Source organism: Pseudomonas sp. Emmai (assembly GCF_055179735.1).
In genome coordinates this window covers 6,360,637-6,381,012 of the sequence record NZ_CM143685.1, presented here as the reverse complement: position 1 = coordinate 6,381,012, position 20,376 = coordinate 6,360,637, and the positions used below count along the sequence as shown (strand labels likewise).

General features: G+C 60.5%; 19 protein-coding genes. 13 read left to right on the top strand and 6 right to left on the bottom strand.

Going from position 1 to position 20,376, the window contains the following annotated elements; translation table 11 throughout:
* Positions 1-2: 2 nt before the first annotated feature.
* Complete coding sequence (locus ACY4LX_RS29305; protein ID WP_463258534.1) at positions 3-281, bottom strand: type II toxin-antitoxin system RelE/ParE family toxin; 279 nt, start codon at positions 279-281, stop codon at positions 3-5.
* A 194-nt stretch (positions 282-475) separates the two neighbouring features.
* On the opposite strand from ACY4LX_RS29305, the gene ACY4LX_RS29300 reads away from it, so the two are divergent.
* The 3 genes from ACY4LX_RS29300 to ACY4LX_RS29290 are packed head-to-tail and all read left to right on the top strand — an operon-like array spanning position 476 to position 4,181.
* Positions 476-997 (top strand): (2Fe-2S)-binding protein, encoded by a 522-nt coding sequence (locus ACY4LX_RS29300; protein WP_149660991.1) that lies wholly within the window; start codon positions 476-478, stop codon positions 995-997.
* Entirely contained in the window at positions 994-1,980 is a 987-nt protein-coding gene (locus ACY4LX_RS29295) for an FAD binding domain-containing protein (protein ID WP_463258533.1), read from the top strand. The genes ACY4LX_RS29300 and ACY4LX_RS29295 overlap by 4 nt, the downstream gene beginning before the upstream one ends.
* The gene (locus tag ACY4LX_RS29290) at positions 1,980-4,181 is read left to right on the top strand and encodes a xanthine dehydrogenase family protein molybdopterin-binding subunit (protein WP_463258532.1); all 2,202 of its coding nucleotides are present in this window, start codon (positions 1,980-1,982) and stop codon (positions 4,179-4,181) included. Before ACY4LX_RS29295 ends, ACY4LX_RS29290 begins: the two co-directional genes overlap by 1 nt.
* On the opposite strand, the gene ACY4LX_RS29285 is transcribed toward ACY4LX_RS29290, so the two are convergent.
* Entirely contained in the window at positions 4,178-5,416 is a 1,239-nt protein-coding gene (locus ACY4LX_RS29285; RefSeq protein WP_463258531.1) for an MFS transporter, read from the bottom strand. The two genes, ACY4LX_RS29290 and ACY4LX_RS29285, sit on opposite strands and share 4 nt — an antisense overlap.
* A gap of 584 nt (positions 5,417-6,000) precedes the next feature.
* Between ACY4LX_RS29285 and ACY4LX_RS29280 the strand changes: the two genes are divergently transcribed.
* The 3 genes from ACY4LX_RS29280 to ACY4LX_RS29270 all read left to right on the top strand — a co-directional run bounded on the left by ACY4LX_RS29280 (position 6,001) and on the right by ACY4LX_RS29270 (position 8,748).
* Positions 6,001-7,437 carry a cytochrome ubiquinol oxidase subunit I gene (locus ACY4LX_RS29280; RefSeq protein ID WP_463258530.1) on the top strand — a complete coding sequence of 479 codons (1,437 nt, stop codon included), beginning with the start codon at positions 6,001-6,003 and terminating at the stop codon, positions 7,435-7,437.
* 3 nt (positions 7,438-7,440) lie between these two features.
* Positions 7,441-8,448, top strand: coding sequence for a cytochrome d ubiquinol oxidase subunit II (gene cydB / locus ACY4LX_RS29275; RefSeq protein WP_149660996.1), 1,008 nt, complete (start codon positions 7,441-7,443; stop codon positions 8,446-8,448).
* 132 nt (positions 8,449-8,580) lie between these two features.
* Positions 8,581-8,748 (top strand): DUF2474 domain-containing protein, encoded by a 168-nt coding sequence (locus tag ACY4LX_RS29270; RefSeq protein ID WP_149660997.1) that lies wholly within the window; start codon positions 8,581-8,583, stop codon positions 8,746-8,748.
* Positions 8,749-8,817: 69 nt separating this feature from the next.
* On the opposite strand, the gene ACY4LX_RS29265 is transcribed toward ACY4LX_RS29270, so the two are convergent.
* Together ACY4LX_RS29265 and ACY4LX_RS29260 are read right to left on the bottom strand one after the other, a co-directional pair.
* Positions 8,818-9,942: a methyltransferase gene (locus tag ACY4LX_RS29265; protein WP_463258529.1), complete on the bottom strand. Its 1,125-nt coding sequence runs from the start codon at positions 9,940-9,942 to the stop codon at positions 8,818-8,820.
* Positions 9,943-10,118: 176 nt separating this feature from the next.
* The gene (locus ACY4LX_RS29260) at positions 10,119-10,832 is read right to left on the bottom strand and encodes an autoinducer binding domain-containing protein (RefSeq protein WP_463258528.1); all 714 of its coding nucleotides are present in this window, start codon (positions 10,830-10,832) and stop codon (positions 10,119-10,121) included.
* A 348-nt stretch (positions 10,833-11,180) separates the two neighbouring features.
* On the opposite strand from ACY4LX_RS29260, the gene ACY4LX_RS29255 reads away from it, so the two are divergent.
* A complete protein-coding gene (locus tag ACY4LX_RS29255; protein WP_463258527.1) occupies positions 11,181-11,957 on the top strand; it encodes a ferredoxin--NADP reductase in 777 nt (258 codons plus the stop codon).
* A gap of 44 nt (positions 11,958-12,001) precedes the next feature.
* Here the strand turns inward: ACY4LX_RS29255 and mscL are convergent, their stop codons facing one another.
* Positions 12,002-12,415 (bottom strand): large-conductance mechanosensitive channel protein MscL, encoded by a 414-nt coding sequence (gene mscL / locus ACY4LX_RS29250; protein WP_463258526.1) that lies wholly within the window; start codon positions 12,413-12,415, stop codon positions 12,002-12,004.
* 286 nt (positions 12,416-12,701) lie between these two features.
* Between mscL and ACY4LX_RS29245 the strand changes: the two genes are divergently transcribed.
* Genes ACY4LX_RS29245 through radA form a run of 3 tightly spaced genes read left to right on the top strand, consistent with a single transcriptional unit; the run spans position 12,702 to position 16,271 of the window.
* On the top strand, positions 12,702-14,243 hold the full coding sequence (locus ACY4LX_RS29245) for a catalase (RefSeq protein WP_463258525.1): 1,542 nt from the start codon (positions 12,702-12,704) through the stop codon (positions 14,241-14,243).
* 60 nt (positions 14,244-14,303) lie between these two features.
* Positions 14,304-14,858 (top strand): ankyrin repeat domain-containing protein, encoded by a 555-nt coding sequence (locus ACY4LX_RS29240; protein WP_149661003.1) that lies wholly within the window; start codon positions 14,304-14,306, stop codon positions 14,856-14,858.
* A 45-nt stretch (positions 14,859-14,903) separates the two neighbouring features.
* Positions 14,904-16,271, top strand: coding sequence for a DNA repair protein RadA (radA, locus tag ACY4LX_RS29235; protein ID WP_123404825.1), 1,368 nt, complete (start codon positions 14,904-14,906; stop codon positions 16,269-16,271).
* A gap of 146 nt (positions 16,272-16,417) precedes the next feature.
* Here the strand turns inward: radA and ACY4LX_RS29230 are convergent, their stop codons facing one another.
* Positions 16,418-16,786, bottom strand: a complete 369-nt coding sequence (locus ACY4LX_RS29230) for a PilZ domain-containing protein (protein WP_463258524.1) — start codon at positions 16,784-16,786, stop codon at positions 16,418-16,420.
* A gap of 160 nt (positions 16,787-16,946) precedes the next feature.
* Between ACY4LX_RS29230 and ACY4LX_RS29225 the strand changes: the two genes are divergently transcribed.
* The 3 genes from ACY4LX_RS29225 to yjiA all read left to right on the top strand — a co-directional run bounded on the left by ACY4LX_RS29225 (position 16,947) and on the right by yjiA (position 20,320).
* Entirely contained in the window at positions 16,947-19,013 is a 2,067-nt protein-coding gene (locus ACY4LX_RS29225) for a carbon starvation CstA family protein (protein ID WP_463258523.1), read from the top strand.
* 15 nt (positions 19,014-19,028) lie between these two features.
* Positions 19,029-19,226, top strand: coding sequence for a YbdD/YjiX family protein (locus ACY4LX_RS29220; RefSeq protein ID WP_008154232.1), 198 nt, complete (start codon positions 19,029-19,031; stop codon positions 19,224-19,226).
* Between the two features lie 122 nt (positions 19,227-19,348).
* Positions 19,349-20,320: a GTPase gene (gene yjiA / locus ACY4LX_RS29215; protein WP_463258522.1), complete on the top strand. Its 972-nt coding sequence runs from the start codon at positions 19,349-19,351 to the stop codon at positions 20,318-20,320.
* Positions 20,321-20,376 lie beyond the last annotated feature (56 nt).

The following is a 20,376-nucleotide window of genomic DNA, read 5'->3' as shown; positions in this document are numbered from 1 at the left end:
TGTCAGTGATAGTCCAGATAGTCGACCAGTTCGATATCCGAGCCAATAAAACGAAAAATAACCCGCCAGTTCCCCGATACGCTGAGCGACCAATATTCGGCCAGTTCTCCTTTGAGCGGGTGTAACCGCCATCCTGGAAGATCAAGATCGCCAGGCACCAATGCGCGGTCCATGAACTGCAGCATTCGGGACAGCCGTTTCGCAGGGTCTGCACGAATCCCACGAGTCGAACCGGTTTCATAGAAGCCACGAAGGCCTTTGTGCTGAAAGGATTTGATCATGGGGGAAGTGTAAGGCGATACATTACACTCGATGCGGTATCTATGTATCGCACTTGGTCGGCACTTTTGTGCTTTGAGTGGTATTGCGCCACAGATCAATTCCTTTGAACGCCCATCCCACCCCCGAAGTCGTACCCCTTAATGACGGCGGTTTGCCAAAACGCCGCGAAGGTACGACCAACCGTGAGGTGTTTATGAGCGCGATCACTCCCGACGCTGCGCCGTCGGTGTTCACCCGTCATCCGCTGCGCCTGCGGCTCAACGGCCAGGTCCGTGAGCTTGATGTGCTGCCGTGGACCACATTGCTGGACCTGCTACGCGAGCAACTGGATCTGGTTGGCACCAAAAAGGGCTGCGACCACGGCCAGTGCGGGGCCTGCACGGTATTGCTCAACGGCAAGCGGGTGAATGCCTGCCTGACCCTGGCGGTGATGTGCGACGGCGCCGAGTTGACCACCATCGAAGGCCTGGCCGATGGCGAGGCGCTGCACCCGATGCAGCAAGCCTTCATCAAGCACGACGCCTTTCAGTGTGGTTATTGCACGCCGGGGCAGATCTGTTCGGCGGTGGGGCTGGCCAATGAAGGCCGGGCGCAGACCACGCAGCAGATCAAGGAATTGATGAGCGGCAACCTCTGCCGCTGCGGCGCCTACAGCAATATTTGCGATGCCATTGAAGAAGCCTTGCCCGCCTGCCAGCAAGGAGGCGACCAATGACGCCCTTCCACTACAGCAAACCCAATTCAGTAGAGGACGCTGTGCACCTAGCCGGTCCCGCATCTCGATTCATCGCCGGCGGTACGAATCTTCTGGATTTGATGAAGGAAAACCTCACCCGCCCAGAACATCTGATCGACATCACCGGACTGCCATTGCGTGAGGTCACGCAAACGCAAAACGGCGGGCTGATGATCGGTGCATTGGTCAGCAACGCCGACCTGGCCTGGCACCCGTTGATCGAACAGCGTTACCCGCTACTGTCCCAAGCCATTCTGGCCGGCGCCTCGCCGCAATTGCGCAACATGGCCAGCACCGGCGGCAACCTGCTGCAACGCACCCGCTGCTACTACTTCTACGACGCCAATGTGCCGTGCAACAAACGCGAACCCGGCAGTGGCTGCCCGGCACGGGACGGATTGAACCGGATTCATGCAATTTTCGGCGCCAGCGTGCAATGCGTGGCCACCCATCCGTCCGATATGTGCGTGGCACTGGCGGCTTTGGAGGCGGTGGTCCATGTGCACGGGCGCAATGGCGCAAGAACCATCGAGTTTGCTGACTTTCATCGCCTGCCCGGTGACCACCCCGAGCGCGACAACCAATTGGCCGACGATGAGCTGATCACCGCCATTGAACTGCCCGCCGCCGGTTTCGCCGAGCACTGCCATTACCTGAAGATTCGCGACCGTGCGTCCTACGCGTTCGCGCTGGTGTCGGTGGCCGCGGCGCTGGAAATGAACGGGCCGGTGATTCGCGAGGCACGTCTTGTCCTCGGCGGGGTCGCCCACAAACCGTGGCGTGACGAAGCGGTCGAGCAATGGTTGGTGGGCAAACCGGCCAGCCGCGAAACCTTCACGGCTGCTGCCGACGCGTTACTGCAAAACGCGCAGCCCCTCGAACACAACGGGTTCAAAGTCAAACTGGCAAGCCGGGCCATCATCCGCGCCTTGAGCGATGCCGCGCCGGGAGTGCAAGCCTGATGTCTACCTTCACCAAGCCCATGGGCCAGCCGCTGGATCGCGTCGACGGTCATCTCAAAGTCACCGGCCAGGCGCGTTATGCCGGGGAGTTTCCCGAGGACGGCCTGCTGCACGGCAGTGTAGTGTCCAGCCGCATTGCCCGCGGTCGGGTCGCCCGCATCGACGCGTCCAAAGCCCTCGCGCTGCCCGGCGTGGTCGCGGTGATCGATCACGGCAACCGCCCGAAGATCGCCAGTTACGACAAAGACTACGAAGACGCCGACTCGGCCGAGGGCTCGCCGTTTCGTCCTTTGTACAACGATCGGGTGCTGTACAGCGGTCAGCCGCTGGTGCTGGTGGTGGCGGATAACCTTGAGCTGGCGCGTTACGCCGGGTCATTGATCGACATCGAGTACGAGGCCGAGCCGCATCAGACCGATCTGCTGAGCCTGCAGGACGAAGCCCACCCGGCACCCGCCGAACTCCCGAAACCCCGTGGGAATTTTCAGGCCGAGTTTGCCGGCGCGGCCATGAGCCTGGACCTGAGCTACAGCACCCCCATCGAACACCACAATCCGATGGAACCCCACGCCAGTACGGTGTTGTTCCAGGCCGATGGCAGCTTGCACATCCATGACAAGACCCAAGGCCCGCAGAACTGTCAGTCCTACGTGCAAAAGGTCTTCGGATTACAAAAAGAGCAGGTCAGGATTTTCGCCGCCTATGTCGGCGGCGCTTTCGGTTCCGGGCTGCGCCCGCAATATCAGCTGCCGCTGGCGGTGATGGCGGCGTTGCACCTCAAACGTTCGGTGCGAGTGACGTTGACGCGCCAGCAGATGTTCACCTTCGGCTATCGCCCCCGCACCTTGCAGCGTCTGCAACTGGGCGCGGCGGCCAACGGACGCTTGCTCGCGGTGGCCCACACCGCCATCGGCCAGACTTCGCGCTTCGAGGACTTCACCGAACATGTGGTGGAGTGGAGCGGCATGCTCTATCACTGCGACAACGTGCAACTGACTTACAAACTGGTGCCGCTGGACGTATTCACGCCGCTGGACATGCGGGCCCCCGGTGCGGCGCTGGGGCTGATTGGGCTGGAATGCGCGATGGATGAACTGGCCTGTGCCCTGGCCATCGATCCGGTGCAACTGCGCCTGATCAACTATTCAGAGCGCAATCAGAACGAAGACAAACCCTATTCCAGCAAAGAACTGCGCGAATGCTATGCCCAAGGTGCGAAACGTTTCGGCTGGGAAGCGCGTGATCCGGAGCCGCGCAGCAGGCGCCAAGGCCGACAACTGGTGGGCTGGGGCATGGCCGGCGGGGTCTGGGAAGCGATGCAACAGAAAGCCAGCGCGAAGGCATCGCTTGATCACAATGGCAAACTCACCGTCAGCAGCGCGACCACGGACATCGGCACCGGCACCTACACGGTGATGACGCAAATCGCCGCCCAGGCGTCGGGCGTTTCGCACAAGGACGTCACCTTTATCCTCGGCGACTCTTCATTGCCCACCGCGCCGTTGCAGGGTGGGTCGTTCACCGTGTCGTCGGTCGGAACAGCGGTGCAGCAGGCGTGTGAAGCACTCAAGGAAAAACTGTTGGCGGTGGCACGCCAGACCTGTCCGGCCTTCGGCGGTGTCACGCTGGAGCAGGCGACGTTCGAGGCAGGGCAGTTGTCCTTCGGTGACGCGCGGGTTTCGCTGGCGGAACTCGCCAGAGACAGCGGCGAAGAAACTTTGGAGGTCCAGGTTGACGCCCAACCCGACCAGAAACGCGACGCCTACGCCACGGCCACCCACTCGGCGGTGTTCGTCGAGGTGTTGGTGGATGAGGATTTAGGCACGGTGAAGGTCAACCGAGTGGTCAGCGCCATCGCCGCCGGCCGGGTGGTCAACCCGAAAATGGCCCGCAGCCAGATTCTCGGCGGCGTGGTATGGGGCATTGGCATGGCGTTGCACGAAGAGACGCAAACCGACCACGCCCTGGGCCGGCACATGAACCACAGCCTGGCCGAGTACCACATCCCGGTTAACGCCGATATCGGCGACATTGAGGTGCTGTTCGTCGAAGAAAACGACGAGATCGTCAACGCCCTCGGGTCCAAGGGCGTCGGCGAGATCGGCATCGTCGGCGTGGCGGCGGCGGTGGCCAATGCGATCTATCACGCCACCGGCAAACGGGTGCGGGACTTCCCCATCACCCTCGATAAGTTGCTCTAGACCTTGGCTTCTTCCTTGGCCACATGCATGCGGTCGCGGTTGGCCAGGGTCGGGAACAGTTTGATCCAGGTGCCGGTTACCACCAGCGTGCCGATGCCGCCCATGACCACGGCCGGCACGGTGCCGAACCAATGGGCGGTGAGGCCGGATTCGAACTCGCCCAACTGGTTCGAAGCGCCGATGAACAGGCCGTTCACGGCGCTGACCCGGCCGCGCATTTCATCCGGGGTTTCCAGTTGCACGAAGGAGGCGCGGATCACCATGCTGATCATGTCCGCCGCGCCCAGCACCACCAGCACCGCCAGCGAGAACCAGAACGAAGTGGACAGGCCGAAGGCGATGGTCGCGACGCCGAAGATGCCGACGGCGGTGAACATCACCCGCCCGACTTTACGTTCCACGGCAAATCGAGCCAGGAACAACGACATCAATAGCGCGCCCACCGCGGGTGCCGAACGCAGCAGGCCCAGGCCCCAAGGGCCGGTCAGCAGAATGTCCTTGGCGAATACCGGCAGCAACGCCGTCGCGCCGCCCAACAGCACGGCGAACAGATCCAGGGAAATCGCCCCGAGAATGTCCGGACGGCTGCGGATGAAACGAATCCCGGCCAATAGCGAATCCATCGTCGCCTTGCCCTTGTTCAGTGGCGTTTGCCGGGCCGGCAGGTTGAGCATCAAGCAGCAGGCGATGATGTACAGAATGACCGTCGGGCCGTAGACCCAGACGCTGCCGAACGCGTAGAGCAAACCGCCAAGTGCCGGAGCGACGATGGTGGCCGATTGCTGTGCCGATTGGGCGGCGGCCACGGCGCGGGGGAACAGGGCGCTGGGCACGATGCTCGGCAGCAGGGCCTGGGTGGTCGGCATCTCGAACGAGCGCGCGGCACCGAGCAGGAACGCGAGGATGAAGATCATTTCCCGGGTGACGTGATCGGTGGCGCTGCCGATGGCCAGGGACAGGGCGATCAAGGCTTGCAGGGACTGGCAGATCGCCGCGACCTTGCGTCGGTCGTAACGGTCGGCGACATGCCCGGTGTGCAACATGAACAGCACCCGCGGGGCGAACTCGACCAAACCCACCAGGCCCAGGTCCAGCACGTTGCCGGTCAATTGGTACAGGTTCCAGCCGATGGCCACGGTGAGCATCTGGAAACCGCTGGCGGTAAACACCCGAGCCAGCCAGAACGCAATGAAAGGACGGTGATGACGTAACAGCAGGGGCGCTTGGCTGGGCATCTGACGGCAGGTCTTAAGCGAGGGGAGGGGTGAGACTATCACCAAGCTGTAACAAGAAGTTGCGCTGACAAAAATTTTAGGTAGCTAGACATCGATCTCCATAACCCAGCGCCGATCACTGTGGCGAGGGGGCTTGCTGTGGCGAGGGAGCTTGCTCCCGCTGGGCTGCGAAGCGGCCCCAAGACCTTGTGAGCGCTTCGCGCTCAAGCGGGAGCAAGCTCCCTCGCCACAACCACAACCACAACCACAACCACAACCACAACCACAGCAAGTTCCCTCGCCACAACAAGCCTGCTCCCGCAGTGAATGTGTTTCAGCACGTAAGCAGAGCAATGAGGCAACCTGTCACGCGTCAAAAGACCACACCGTCCATCGCCAAAAATGGGACTACTCTTTCTACGTTGCTTGATCCAGATCAAGACCCCGCAAGGAATTGATCCGGCGGCCTGATGGCCAGACTCCCTACGTTGTGATGTTTCTAAAAAAAGAACGAATTGGAATTCGCCACACTCCATATCCGTGGGGGCAGAGTGGGTGCAGGGTCATAAGCCCTACAGCCGGTATTACCTGACAGAGGAAGACTTATGTTCGGTTTGGAGGCACTTGATCTCGCCCGGATGCAGTTCGCGTTCACCATCTCGTTCCACATCCTGTTCCCGGCCATCACCATTGGCCTGGCGAGTTACCTGGCGGTACTCGAAGGGCTGTGGCTGAAAACCAACAACGACACCTACCGCGATCTGTACCACTTCTGGTCGAAGATCTTTGCCGTGAACTTCGGCATGGGCGTGGTCTCCGGCCTCGTCATGGCCTATCAGTTCGGCACCAACTGGAGCCGTTTCTCGGACTTCGCCGGCGCCGTCACCGGGCCGTTGCTGACCTATGAAGTGCTCACCGCGTTCTTCCTCGAAGCCGGTTTCCTCGGCGTGATGTTGTTCGGCTGGAACAAGGTCGGACGCAACCTGCACTTTTTCTCCACCGTCATGGTGGCCGTCGGCACGCTGATCTCGACGTTCTGGATTCTCGCGTCCAACAGCTGGATGCAGACGCCACAAGGCTTTGAAATCATCGACGGCCGAGTGATTCCGGTCGACTGGCTGGCGGTGATCTTCAACCCGTCGTTCCCCTATCGCCTGATGCACATGGCGACGGCGGCATTCGTCGCGACCGCGTTCTTCGTCGGCTCCTCGGCAGCCTGGCACTTGCTGCGCGGCAAAGACAACCCGGCGATCCGCACCATGCTTTCGATGGCGATGTGGATGGCCTTGATCGTGGCGCCGATCCAGGCCGTGATCGGCGACTTCCACGGCCTCAATACCCTTGAGCATCAACCGGCGAAAATCGCCGCGATCGAAGGGCACTGGGAAAACGTCGGCGATGAACCGACCCCGCTGATCCTGTTCGGCTGGCCGGACATGAAAGCCGAGAAGACCAAATACGCGGTCGAGATTCCTTACCTGGGCAGCCTGATCCTGACCCACTCCCTGGACAAACAGGTGCCGGCACTCAAGGACTTCCCACCCGAAGACCGGCCGAATTCGACCATCGTGTTCTGGTCGTTCCGGATCATGGTCGGCCTCGGTTTCCTGATGATCTTCACTGGTTTGTGGAGCCTGTGGCTGCGCAAACGTGACAAGTTGTACACCTCCCGGCCGTTCCTGTACCTGGCGTTGTGGATGGGCCCATCCGGCCTGATCGCGATCCTCGCCGGTTGGTTCACCACGGAAATCGGGCGGCAGCCGTGGGTGGTCTACGGGTTGATGCGCACGGCGGATGCGTCCTCCAATCACAGCTTCGCGCAGATGAGCATTACGCTGGTGCTGTTTGTGGTGGTGTATTTCGCGCTGTTCGGCGCCGGTCTTGGCTACATGATGCGCCTGGTGCGCAAAGGGCCGAAGATCGACGAAGGCAAGGAAACCAACGAGGGGGGGCCTGGCCAGAAACGCACGCCGGCCCGTCCGTTGTCCGCGGCTGACGACGATCACGCCGATGCTGATCACACCACGACCAAGGAGATTTGAATCATGGGTATTGATCTTCCGCTGATCTGGGCCGTGATCATCATCTTCGGCATCATGATGTACGTGGTCATGGACGGTTTCGACCTGGGCATCGGGATTCTCTTCCCGTTCATCCCTGGCAAGACCGACCGTGACGTGATGATGAACACCGTCGCACCGGTCTGGGACGGCAACGAAACCTGGCTGGTACTGGGCGGCGCGGCGTTGTTCGGCGCCTTCCCGCTGGCCTATTCGGTGGTGCTCTCGGCGTTGTACCTGCCGCTGATCTTCATGCTGATCGGGCTGATTTTCCGCGGCGTGGCGTTCGAGTTTCGCTTCAAGGCCAAGGACGACAAGCGTCACCTGTGGGACAAGGCCTTTATCGGTGGCTCGGTGGCTGCAACCTTCTTCCAGGGCGTGGCGCTGGGGGCGTTCATTGATGGGCTGCCGGTGGTCAATCGCCAGTTTGCCGGTGGTTCACTGGACTGGCTGACGCCATTCACGATGTTCTGCGGCCTGGCGCTGGTGATTGCTTACGCGTTGCTCGGTTGCACCTGGCTGATCATGAAGACCGAAGGCAAGTTGCAGGAACAGATGCACAACCTGGCGCGGCCCTTGGCGTTCGTGGTGTTGGCGGTGATTGGCATCGTCAGCATCTGGACCCCGCTGGCCCACGCCGAGATTGCAGCGCGCTGGTTCACCCTGCCGAACCTGTTCTGGTTCCTGCCGGTGCCGATCCTGGTGCTGGTGACCATGTACGGCCTGATCCGCGCGGTGGCTCGCAACGCCCACTACACGCCATTCCTGCTGACCCTTGTGCTGATCTTCCTCGGCTACAGCGGCTTGGGCATCAGCCTGTGGCCGAACATCGTGCCGCCGTCGATCTCGATCTGGGACGCCGCCGCACCGCCGCAAAGCCAGGGCTTCATGCTGGTGGGCACGCTGTTCATCATCCCGTTCATCCTGGGCTACACCTTCTGGAGCTACTACGTGTTCCGCGGCAAGGTCACCCACGAAGACGGTTACCACTAGGAACCCCTGTAGGAGCAAAGCTTGCCCGCGATGGCGCCAGCCCAGGCGCCACGCCAGGAACCCCTGTAGGAGCACAGCTTGCTTGCGAAGGCGTCCTCACAGACGCCATCACTTCAAGAGAGGATCGACAGCATGTCCACCAAACCCACCCTGCACGACATTCAACAGGCCGAAAAAAAGCCGCTGTGGCAGCGGCTCGGATGGTTGGCGATGATCTGGACCGGCAGCGTCGTGGCGCTGTTCATCGTGGCCAGCCTGATGCGCATGTTCATGAATGCCGCAGGTCTGACCACCCACTGAATTCCCATCCCGTTGCCTCGCGGCACGGTTGTGTGGCCCTCCTGACGGAGGGCTTTTTTTTGCGCGCGATTATTTGCGGGCCTTGAGAATGACGAATTTCGGCGTCGCCGCCACTTGTTCGACGCCGCGAAACAACCGCGCCAGCTTACTGTGATAACCCAGGTGGCGATTGCCGACGATGTACAACGCGCCACCGACCACCAGCGCCTCCCGGGCTTGCTGGAACATGCGCCAGGCCAGGAAATCGCCGACCACTTGTTGTTGGTGAAACGGTGGGTTGCACAGCACCACGTCCAGCGACTGCGGTTCCTGCCCGGCCAGGCCATCGCCGGCGCGCACAATCACCTCGCGTTCACCCAGCGCCGCGTGCCAGTTTTCGCGGGCCGATTGCACCGCCATGAACGACTCGTCCACCAGCGTGTAATGGGCTTCAGGGTTTTGCAGGGCGCTGGCGATGGCCAACACGCCGTTACCGCAACCCAGATCCGCCACCCGCGCCGCGCCGAGGTTCTTCGGCAAGTGCGGGAGAAAGGCGCGGGTGCCGATGTCCAGTCCTTCGCGGCAGAACACGTTGGCGTGGTTGAGCAGTTCAATCGCCGGATCATCGAGCAAGTAGCGCGAAGGGTAGGGCGAGACGGCCGGTGTTTTGGCTTCGGGCGTGGCGATCAGCAACCGCGCCTTCTTCACCGCCAACGAGGCTTGAACCGGGCCGATGTAGCGCTCCAGCAAATCCCCGGCGGCGCGGGGCAAGTGCTTGACCATCGCCGCCGCAATCACCTGGGCGCCCGGGGCCAGTTGGCCTTGCAGACGAATCAGTTGTTCTTCGAGCAAGGCGAGGGTTTTTGGCACCCGGATCAACACCCGGTCAAATGGTCCGACGAAGGCTTCATTGGCTGGCACGCTCGGTACGGCGTCGAAAGCCAGGCCGTTGCGGATCAGGTTCTTTTCCAGTCCCTGGAACGCCAGGAACGAGTCGCCGCTGCTGGTGACCCGAACCTTGCCCGCCAGGCTGGCAGCCAACGCGCCAAAGCTGTCGTTGAGCACCAGTACCCGCGCATCGGCTGTCGGTTGCTGTTCGGCCAGATGATTGAGCAGGTATTCGTCAGCCGCATCGAAGGCTTGCAGCGGTTCGTTCTGCTGTTCGGGTTGGCGGATGAGGTCGAGTCGGGCGAAGGGTGTTTCGAGCAAGGGCATGGGGCGGGGGCTCTGGAAAATCAACGGGTATCCCGCGGCCCTGGGGCGATGTAGCGGGCGGAACCGACCGAGTGGACTGCGGCGTGAAGTTTCACACGTCAACACTCAGGAAGGATCGCAAATGGTACGTTTTTTTCCAGTGGATTACCCGCAGGTTTTCCCGGGATCAAGCGGTTTCAGATGGCGCCGGCCCTTGTCGCTGCGCACACCGCGGCAATCTTGTTGCAGACCCCCAGTTTCTCGATGGCACGGTGCACGTGGAAATTCACCGTACGCTCGCTCAGGTTAAGGATTCTGGAGATTTCGTACGCGGTCTTGCCGTCGGCGGACAGTCGCAACACCTCGACTTCACGGACCGACAACGGCGGCGTACTCGGTCTCGGTATTTTTTTCGGCAGGCCCTTGGCTGCCAGAGTGTGCAAATGACGACCAATGAACACCGTGAAACCGAGGTTTTCATACAGCTCATACGCGGTAATCGGGCAGTGGCTTCTCGCCAGGCTCAGCATGCTGCACAGACCGCTTTCCTCGTCATGGAAGGATTGCGACCAGCCGTGTTGCAGGCCTTGTTGTTGCAAGGCTTGCCACAGCCACGGCGTCCGGGAGAAAACGTCTTCAGTCCATAAAATCGGCAGCATGGATTGATTGCAATGGGCTACTACTGGGTCAATGGTGCGAAATTGGTTTTGTTCATATTCGGTGTTCCAGGCATGGGGGAAATTGTTCCGGTTGTGGGTGGTGTCATGAGTACCTGGCGTATTTGAAGTTATTGAAAAAGCACAGAATTTGAAGCCGAGATTTTTTACGAAGTTAAGTGAGATCTGGTAGGCGGTATCCATTTCCTTGGCATAAGACAGTTGCGTTAGCTGAGACTCCTTCCATATTTCCATTGCCGTTCTCCATATGCGTGTTCCTTTGGGGTGCCCATTGGATCCAAGATCCGGCACGTCACGAGTGTAGGACGAATCCTACGCAGGTGCTCCGATTTTTTTGCTCTTTATAACTGTTGGAAGTGCGAGGTCGGTTTATAAGGAGTGTCACTGTTGAGTAACACGCTCATGGATAATTAACTGACAATTTTTTCACAAATGCTTACTGGCTAATTAATGTCACCGACCGCCGATATTAAATAAGAACAACTAATGAACAGTAACCGTCGCTAAAGCCACTACAAACCACCGGTGTTTAAGTCGCCTGCTTTGCGGGACACTGGGCTCACCTGTCCGATGGAGTGCCCCATGACCGCCAGTGCAGAAAAATTCACCCGCCAGACCCTGCTCGACGTCCAGCCACTGACCCCGAGCCTGTTTACCTTGCGCACTACCCGGGATTCGGGCTTCCGTTTTCGTGCGGGGCAATTTGCTCGGCTGGGGGTGACCAAACCCGATGGCAGCACGGTGTGGCGCGCCTACTCCATGGTCTCTTCGCCGTATGACGAGTTTCTCGAGTTCTTCTCCATTGTCGTGCCGGGTGGCGAGTTCACCAGTGAGTTGAGCCGCCTGGAGGTGGGGGATACGTTGCTGATCGAGCGGCAGGCCACGGGCTACCTGACTCTGGACCGTTTCGTCGATGGCCGCGATCTGTGGTTGTTATCCACCGGTACCGGGGTGGCACCGTTCCTGTCGATCCTGCAGGATTTCGAGGTGTGGGAAAAATTCGAACGGATCATCCTGGTCTACAGCGCCCGCGAAGGTCGGGAGCTGGCCTATCAGGACTTGATTGCGGGGCTGGCGCAGCGTGATTACCTGGCGCAGTACGCCCACAAGCTGCAGTTCATCCCCACGGTCACGCGCGAGCAGGTGCCCGGCGTCCTGAAGGGACGGATCACCGATCTGATTGAAAATGGCGAGCTGGAGCGCGCGGCCGGGCTGGCGCTGACGCCCGAGCATTCGCGGGTGATGATCTGCGGCAACCCGCAGATGATCGATGACACCCGCCAGTTGCTCAAGCAACGGGACATGAACCTGAGCCTCAGCCGCCGGCCCGGGCAAGTGGCGGTGGAAAACTACTGGTAAAAAAACGGCGCCCCGAAGGCGCCGTTTTCATAGCCACATAGCCCTTAAGGCCGGTCGTTCTGGGCCTTGAGCAGATCACGGATCTCGCTCAGCAGCTCTTCTTCCTTGGTTGGAACCGGTGGAAGGGTCGGTGCCACGGCCTCTTCGCGCTTCAGGCGGTTGATGGCCTTGACGCCCATGAAGATCGCAAACGCGACGATGATGAAGTCGATCATGCTCTGGATGAACTTGCCATACGCCAGCACCACCGCCGGGATGTTGCCATTCGCGGCTTTTAGCGTAATGGCCAGGTCGCTGAAATCCACCCCACCGATCAGCAGGCCAATCGGCGGCATGACCACATCGCCGACAAACGACGAGACGATCTTGCCGAACGCGGCGCCGATGATGATACCGACGGCCATATCGACCACATTGCCTTTGACCGCGAAGGCCTTGAACTCGTTAAGCACGCCCATAGGTTATTTCCTTGTTACAGATGAGGTTGGTGAAGGCAGTGTAAATCAGCAAAACGCATCTCGCTCGACACAACTGCTTACATCGCTTGCCTGCTATCGACCGGCCCGGCGCCGGAAAGTTTACAAAAGGCCAGCATTCGCGCGCGGTTACCCCCTCTAGACCGGCCCTTCCAGCATCTTTTGCCTATCGGCCCGGTGTGGCATTTCTATTTAGGTTTTGCGCTGTCGGTCACTAGCCTCTGCTGAGCGCACCTGGATGCGCTTTATAAAATCAGAGGAAACTCCTATGACTACTTCCCTTGGCCTCGGGGCTTTTCCCCATCGCCGCGCCCTGGGCGTCTTGAGCGCCGGCCTGCTGTCCTTTTCCGTGAATGCAGCCACCCTGACCCGCGATAACGGTGCCGCCGTCGGCGATAACCAGAACTCGCAAACCGCCGGCGCCACGGGCCCGGTGTTGTTGCAAGACGTGCAACTGATCCAGAAACTCCAGCGTTTCGACCGCGAACGCATTCCTGAACGGGTGGTGCATGCCCGTGGTACCGGGGCCCATGGCTCTTTCACGGTGACCGACGACCTCAGCGACCTGACCAAGGCCAAGGTGTTCGCCGGCGGCCAGAGCACGCCGGTGTTTGTGCGCTTCTCAGCGGTGGTGCATGGCAACCACTCCCCGGAAACCCTGCGTGACCCCCGCGGCTTCGCCACCAAGTTCTACACCGCGGACGGCAACTGGGACCTGGTCGGCAACAATTTCCCGACCTTCTTCATCCGCGACGCCATCAAGTTCCCGGACATGGTCCACGCCTTCAAGCCTGACCCGCGCACCAACCTCGACGACGATTCCCGTCGCTTCGATTTCTTTTCCCACGTACCGGAAGCCACCCGCACCCTGACCGAGTTGTATTCCAACTCCGGGACCCCGGCCAGTTATCGGGAGATGGATGGTAATGGCGTGCATGCCTATAAGTTGGTGAATGCCAAAGGCGAAGTGCATTACGTGAAGTTTCATTGGAAGAGTTTGCAGGGCATTAAAAACCTCGATCCAAAGCAAGTCACCCACGTTCAAGGTCAGGACTACAGTCATATGACCAACGATTTGGTGACTCATATAAACAAAGGCGACTTCCCGAAGTGGGACTTGTACGTGCAAGTTGTAGATCCTCAAGACTTGTACAAGTTTGATTTCGATCCTTTGGATGCAACGAAGATTTGGCCAGGTATACCTGAACGCAAAGTTGGACAAATGGTGTTGAACCGTAATCCGGCGAATGTATTCCAGGAGACCGAACAAGTCGCCATGGCGCCGGCCAATCTGGTTCCCGGAATCGAGCCTTCGGAAGATCGCCTGTTACAAGGTCGAGTGTTCTCTTATGCCGATACTCAAATGTATCGCCTGGGTGCCAATGCCCTGCAACTGCCGATCAACGCGCCCAAGGTGGCGGTGAATAACGGTAACCAGGATGGCGCCATGAACAGCGGCGCCAGTAGCAGCGGCGTGAATTATCAGCCAAGCCGTTTGCTGGCGCGTGAGGAGCCGCAAACCGCACGCTACAGCCAATCGGCGCTGTCGGGCAGCACCCAGCAGGCGAAGATCCAGCGTGAGCAGAACTTCAAGCAGGCGGGCGACCTGTATCGCTCGTTCAGCCCGAAGGAACGCCAGGACCTGATCGACAACTTCGGCGGCTCCCTGGCCGACACCGACGACGAGAGCAAGCACATCATGCTGTCGTTCCTTTATAAGGCCGACCCGGAATACGGCACCGGGGTGACCAAGGTCGCCAAGGGTGATCTGGCGCGGGTGAAAGCGCTGGCGGCCAAACTGGTCGACTGATCCCGTTTGCCTGAAACGCGGGGCCTCGTTCGGGGTCCCGTCTGACCAAGGAACCCTCCCATGCGTTTCTATTTCTTCCTGTTGCTGGCGGCACTGTCGTCCAGTGCGTTTGCTGAACCTGCGGCACACGTCGCGCAAGACCCCGCCGCGCTCAAAGCGCAATTGCAGGATTACTACTTCGATGCCGCCCGCCGTGGCGATGTGCCGATGCTCGAGACTTTCATCGAGGCCGGTTACGCCCTCGATACCCGCGACAGCAAGGGTTACACCGCGCTGATTCTGGCGGCGTATCACGGCCAAAGCGCTGCTGTGGACCGTCTGCTCGCCGCTGGCGCCGATGCCTGCGCCCAGGATCAGCGGGGCAACACAGCGTTGATGGGCGCGATTTTCAAAGGCGAAGTGCAGATCGCCCGAACCCTGCTGGCCGCCAATTGCAGCCCCGACCAACGTAACGGGGCCGGGCAGACGGCAGCGATGTACGCCGGATTGTTTCATCGCGTGGAATTGCTGGATGCGCTCAAGGCCAAGGGCGCCGACCTGAATGCCGAGGATCCGCTGGGCAACAGCGCCGCGCGTCTGGCCAGTGGCGAAATCCGTAACGCCACGCCGCGCTGATCCGGTCCGGCTGCGCTATCATCGCGGTTTTTGCCGGGAGTTCAGATGGCCAAGGCCAAGCGCATGTACGGCTGCACCGAGTGCGGCTCCACCTTCCCCAAGTGGGCCGGCCAGTGCGGCGAGTGCGGGGCCTGGAACACGCTGACCGAAACCATGGTCGAGAGCGGCGGGGCGGCGGCGCCCAGCGGTCGCACCGGCTGGACCGGCCAGCAGGCCCAGATCAGGACCCTGGCCGAAGTCAGTGTCGAAGAGATTCCACGGTTCTCCACGGCCTCCAGTGAACTCGATCGCGTGCTGGGCGGCGGCCTGGTGGACGGCTCGGTGGTGTTGATCGGCGGTGATCCCGGCATCGGCAAGTCGACCATTTTGTTGCAAACCTTGTGCAACCTCGCCAAGAGCATGCCGGCGCTGTACGTCACCGGCGAAGAATCCCAGCAACAAGTGGCCATGCGCGCCCGTCGTCTCGGTTTGCCCCAGGACAAGCTGCGGGTGATGACCGAAACCTGCATCGAAACCATCATCGCCACGGCCCGGCAGGAAAAGCCCAAGGTCATGGTGATCGACTCGATCCAGACGATTTTCACCGAACAACTGCAATCGGCGCCGGGCGGCGTGTCCCAGGTGCGCGAAAGTGCGGCGTTGCTGGTGCGTTATGCCAAGCAGAGCGGCACGGCGATTTTCCTGGTGGGCCACGTGACCAAGGAAGGCGCGTTGGCCGGCCCGCGTGTTCTGGAGCACATGGTCGACACCGTGCTGTATTTCGAAGGCGAATCCGATGGGCGTTTGCGGCTGTTGCGGGCGGTGAAAAACCGCTTCGGCGCGGTGAATGAACTGGGCGTGTTCGGCATGACCGACAAGGGCCTGAAAGAAGTCTCCAACCCTTCGGCGATTTTTCTCACGCGTGCTCAGGAAGAAGTCCCGGGCAGTGTGGTGATGGCGACGTGGGAAGGCACGCGACCGATGTTGGTCGAAGTGCAGGCGCTGGTGGATGACAGTCACCTGGCCAACCCGCGCCGGGTGACGCTGGGGCTGGATCAGAATCGGCTGGCCATGTTGCTGGCGGTGTTGCACCGCCACGGTGGCATTCCGACCCACGACCAGGACGTGTTCCTCAACGTGGTCGGCGGGGTCAAGGTACTGGAAACAGCGTCGGACCTGGCGCTGATGGCGGCCGTGATGTCGAGCTTGCGCAACAAACCGCTGCCCCATGATCTGCTGGTGTTTGGCGAAGTCGGGTTGTCCGGTGAAGTGCGCCCGGTGCCGAGTGGTCAGGAGCGCCTGAAGGAAGCGGCCAAGCACGGCTTCAAACGCGCCATCGTGCCCAAGGGCAACGCGCCGAAAGAAGCACCGCCGGGGTTGCAGATCATTGCGGTCACCCGGCTGGAACAGGCCCTCGATGCCTTATTCGAATAAACCACAATTCCCCTGTGGGAGCGGGCTTGTTGTGGCGAGGGAGCTTGCTCCCGCTTGAGCGCGAAGCGCTCACAAGATTTTGGGCCTGCTTCGCAGCCCAGCGGGAGCAAGCTCCCTCGCCACACAAGCTCGTTTGCGCAAGTACTTTAGACCTGGATCAAGGCACCCAGCTCGCGTTCCAGTTCCTCGGGATCCCCCAGGTTGAACTCGATCAACCGCCGCAAGCGCTCGATGGATTCCAGGCTGATGTGTTTGCAGACGAAGCCGAGCTGGCCATGATCGTCGTGGGTCAGCAGCACATCCATCTTGATCTCGACGTCTGTATTGAGATGAATATCGAGCAGGAAATGCCAATCCGGATTGCCCAGCCACGGCTCGGGTTTTTCGATCAGCGCCCCCTTGAGCGAGAGGTCGATCAGCTTCACCGGCCAGGTGAGTCCGTCCTGGCTCAGCTCGGTTCGGGCGTCGAACGCAAAACGTTTGAAGCGGCGGCGATCTGCAGGTTGGTCGCTCATGGCGCAATCCTCGTGAAGGTTGGCTGACTATAGACCCGCATTGATAAAGGCTGCCAGCACAGTGATGGCGCTCGACCAATGTCGGACTATGGTCTTTGTCGCCAGTAGAGCTAAACTCGGGGTGGCTGTCTTTCTTGTCCACCCTGGCTGGATTAAAAAAATGAAAAATAATAATAGCCTGCTACGCCATCTACCCTGGCTGCTGCTGGCAATCGTAGGAGCGTGCGCCCTTGGCGTAGTGGCATTGCGTCGAGGCGAGGCGATCAACGCCTTGTGGATTGTGGTCGCGGCCGTGGCCATTTATCTGGTTGCCTATCGTTACTACAGTCTGTTTATCGCCAACAATGTGATGCAGCTCGACCCGCGCCGGGCCACCCCCGCCGTGCTCAACAATGATGGCCTGGACTACGTCCCGACCAACAAACACATCCTCTTCGGTCACCACTTCGCGGCCATCGCTGGCGCGGGGCCTCTGGTCGGTCCGGTATTGGCGGCGCAGATGGGTTATCTGCCCGGTACGCTGTGGCTGATCGCCGGCGTGGTGCTGGCCGGTGCGGTGCAGGACTTCATGGTCCTGTTCCTTTCCACCCGCCGTAATGGCCGCTCCCTGGGCGATATGGTCCGGGAAGAAATGGGCCGCGTTCCCGGTACCATCGCGCTGTTCGGTTGCTTCCTGATCATGATCATCATCCTCGCGGTGCTGGCGCTGATCGTGGTCAAAGCCCTGGCCGAAAGTCCGTGGGGTATCTTCACGGTGATGGCGACCATCCCGATCGCGATGTTCATGGGCATTTACATGCGCTACATCCGCCCGGGTCGCATTGGTGAAATCTCGGTGGTCGGCGTGTTGCTGCTGCTGGGTTCGATCTGGCTGGGCGGGCAGATTGCCGCCGACCCGTACTGGGCCAAGGCGTTCAGTTTCACGGGCGTGCAGATTACCTGGATGCTGGTCGGTTACGGTTTCGTCGCCGCCTCGTTACCGGTGTGGCTGATCCTGGCGCCGCGCGACTACCTCTCTACCTTCCTGAAAATCGGCACCATCATCGCCCTGGCGATCGGCATTCTGGTCACCATGCCCGAGCTGAAAATGCCGGCGCTGACCCAGTTCATCGACGGCACCGGTCCGGTGTGGAAGGGCGGTCTGTTCCCGTTCCTGTTCATTACCATCGCTTGTGGCGCGGTTTCGGGTTTCCACGCGCTGATCTCTTCCGGCACCACGCCGAAGCTGCTGGATAACGAAGTCAATGCCCGCTACATCGGCTACGGCGCGATGTTGATGGAATCCTTCGTCGCCATCATGGCCATGGTTGCCGCTTCGGTGATCGAGCCAGGCGTGTACTTCGCCATGAACAGCCCGGCGGCAGTCGTCGGCGGTGACGTGGTGGCCGTGGCGCAAACCGTCAGCAGCTGGGGTTTTGCAATTACCCCGGAAGCCCTGCAAGCGGTGGCCCATGACATTGGTGAAACCACCATCCTCGCCCGCGCTGGCGGCGCCCCGACCCTGGCGGTCGGTATCGCGCAGATCCTGCACAGCGTGTTGCCAGGTGAAAACACCATGGCGTTCTGGTACCACTTCGCGATCCTGTTTGAAGCGCTGTTCATCCTGACCGCCGTCGATGCCGGTACCCGGGCCGGACGTTTCATGCTCCAGGACTTGCTCGGCTCCTTCGTGCCGTCGCTCAAACGCACGGAATCCTGGACCGCCAACCTGATCGCCACCGCCGGTTGTGTGGCGATGTGGGGCTGGTTGCTGTACCAGGGCGTGATCGACCCGTTGGGCGGGATCAACACCTTGTGGCCGCTGTTCGGCATCTCCAACCAGATGCTCGCCGGCATCGCGCTGATGCTTGCCACGGTGGTGCTGATCAAAATGAAACGCCAACGTTACATCTGGGTGACCATGCTGCCAGCTGTGTGGCTGCTGATCTGCACCACCACTGCCGGTTTCATCAAGCTGTTCGACGCGAATCCTGCGATCGGCTTCCTGTCCCTGGCGAAAAAATACAGCGATGCCCTGGCCAACGGCCAGATCCTCGCCCCGGCCAAGGACATTACGCAGATGCAACACGTGATCTTCAACGCCTACACCAACGCAACGCTGACGGCGCTGTTCCTGTTCGTGGTGTTCAGCATCCTGTTCTATGCGCTCAAGGTCGGTATCTCGGCCTGGGGCAGCAAGGAACGTACGGATAAAGAAGCGCCATTCCAGGCTGTGCCGGACGCGTAACTGAGGATTGCAAAGATGTTCAATGACCTGAGTCGCCTCGGTAAATACCTCGGTCAGGCCGCGCGCCTGATGGTCGGCATGCCCGACTACGACAACTACGTCGAGCATATGCAAACCAAGCACCCGGACAAACCGGTGATGACCTACGAGATGTTCTTCCGGGAACGTCAGGAGGCGCGTTACGGTGGCAAGGGTGGGCCGAAGTGCTGTTGAGGCACGCGGTCTAGGCAACACCGCACTGTAGGAACATGGCTTGGCCGCGATGGTGATCTTCGGACGCCATCGCGGGCAAGCCTTGCTCCTACGGTTTTTTTTTGCGTCCGGGAGACCTTATTTTGTTAGCCCCTATCCCTGTCACCATCCTCAGCGGCTTCCTCGGCGCGGGTAAAACCACGCTGTTGCGCCACCTGCTCAAAGCCGAGCACGGCCTGAAAATCGCCGTGATCGAAAACGAATTCAGTGATGCCGGTATCGACACCCAACTGTTGGGCGACGAACCGGTGCAAGTGATGACGCTGTCCAACGGCTGCGTCTGCTGCACCATTCACACCGACCTGACCAAGGCCCTGTACCTGCTGCTCGAACGCCTGGACAGCGGTGAGATCGCCTTCGACCGTCTGGTGATCGAATGCACCGGCCTGGCCGACCCGGCCCCGGTGGCGCAAACCTTCTTCATCGATGAAGAACTGCGCGAGCGTTACATCCTCGACGGCATCATCACCCTGGTGGACGCGGCCCATGCCGAGACGCACCTGACCCAGACCATCGCCCAGGCGCAGATCGGTTTCGCCGACCGCTTGCTGGTGAGCAAGCGCGATCTGGTGGACGAGCCGACCTTCACCGCGTTGAGTGAACGCCTGACCCGCATCAACCGTCGCGCACCGATCCGCGTGGTCAAGCACGGCGAGATCGACCTGGCGGAATTGCTCGACGTACGCGGTTTCAACCTCAATGCCGACCTCGGCGGTGGCATGAGTTTGCGGCCGGTGAGCAAGGCGCCGTCCATCGACCGCATTTCCAGCCTGGTGCTGCGCACCGATAAGCCGCTGGATCTCGACAAGCTCAGCGAATTCATGAACGAACTGCTGGAAGACCACGGCAAGCAACTGCTGCGCTACAAGGGGGTGTTGAACATCGTGGGCGAGGCGCGACGCATGGTGTTTCAGGGTGTGTTGAAGTTGTACGGCTTCGATTGGGACACCGAATGGGCCGAGGGCGAGACGCGGGAAAGTGTGATGGTGTTTATTGCCGATGATTTGCCGGAAGAGAAGATTCGCGAGGGGTTTGCGCGGGTGGCGGCGGATTGAATTGTTGCGTTCGTCAGTGATGACGCCTTCGCGGGCAAGCCTCGCTCCTACAGGTA

What these genes read in the sequence shown, in the direction of transcription:
- ACY4LX_RS29305 (WP_463258534.1), bottom strand. Translation starts at nt 281, where the DNA reads ATGATCAAATCCTTTCAGCACAAAGGCCTTCGTGGCTTCTATGAAACC.
- ACY4LX_RS29300 (WP_149660991.1), top strand. Translation starts at nt 476, where the DNA reads ATGAGCGCGATCACTCCCGACGCTGCGCCGTCGGTGTTCACCCGTCAT.
- ACY4LX_RS29295 (WP_463258533.1), top strand. Translation starts at nt 994, where the DNA reads ATGACGCCCTTCCACTACAGCAAACCCAATTCAGTAGAGGACGCTGTG.
- ACY4LX_RS29290 (WP_463258532.1), top strand. Translation starts at nt 1,980, where the DNA reads ATGTCTACCTTCACCAAGCCCATGGGCCAGCCGCTGGATCGCGTCGAC.
- ACY4LX_RS29285 (WP_463258531.1), bottom strand. Translation starts at nt 5,416, where the DNA reads ATGCCCAGCCAAGCGCCCCTGCTGTTACGTCATCACCGTCCTTTCATT.
- ACY4LX_RS29280 (WP_463258530.1), top strand. Translation starts at nt 6,001, where the DNA reads ATGTTCGGTTTGGAGGCACTTGATCTCGCCCGGATGCAGTTCGCGTTC.
- cydB (WP_149660996.1), top strand. Translation starts at nt 7,441, where the DNA reads ATGGGTATTGATCTTCCGCTGATCTGGGCCGTGATCATCATCTTCGGC.
- ACY4LX_RS29270 (WP_149660997.1), top strand. Translation starts at nt 8,581, where the DNA reads ATGTCCACCAAACCCACCCTGCACGACATTCAACAGGCCGAAAAAAAG.
- ACY4LX_RS29265 (WP_463258529.1), bottom strand. Translation starts at nt 9,942, where the DNA reads ATGCCCTTGCTCGAAACACCCTTCGCCCGACTCGACCTCATCCGCCAA.
- ACY4LX_RS29260 (WP_463258528.1), bottom strand. Translation starts at nt 10,832, where the DNA reads ATGGAAATATGGAAGGAGTCTCAGCTAACGCAACTGTCTTATGCCAAG.
- ACY4LX_RS29255 (WP_463258527.1), top strand. Translation starts at nt 11,181, where the DNA reads ATGACCGCCAGTGCAGAAAAATTCACCCGCCAGACCCTGCTCGACGTC.
- mscL (WP_463258526.1), bottom strand. Translation starts at nt 12,415, where the DNA reads ATGGGCGTGCTTAACGAGTTCAAGGCCTTCGCGGTCAAAGGCAATGTG.
- ACY4LX_RS29245 (WP_463258525.1), top strand. Translation starts at nt 12,702, where the DNA reads ATGACTACTTCCCTTGGCCTCGGGGCTTTTCCCCATCGCCGCGCCCTG.
- ACY4LX_RS29240 (WP_149661003.1), top strand. Translation starts at nt 14,304, where the DNA reads ATGCGTTTCTATTTCTTCCTGTTGCTGGCGGCACTGTCGTCCAGTGCG.
- radA (WP_123404825.1), top strand. Translation starts at nt 14,904, where the DNA reads ATGGCCAAGGCCAAGCGCATGTACGGCTGCACCGAGTGCGGCTCCACC.
- ACY4LX_RS29230 (WP_463258524.1), bottom strand. Translation starts at nt 16,786, where the DNA reads ATGAGCGACCAACCTGCAGATCGCCGCCGCTTCAAACGTTTTGCGTTC.
- ACY4LX_RS29225 (WP_463258523.1), top strand. Translation starts at nt 16,947, where the DNA reads ATGAAAAATAATAATAGCCTGCTACGCCATCTACCCTGGCTGCTGCTG.
- ACY4LX_RS29220 (WP_008154232.1), top strand. Translation starts at nt 19,029, where the DNA reads ATGTTCAATGACCTGAGTCGCCTCGGTAAATACCTCGGTCAGGCCGCG.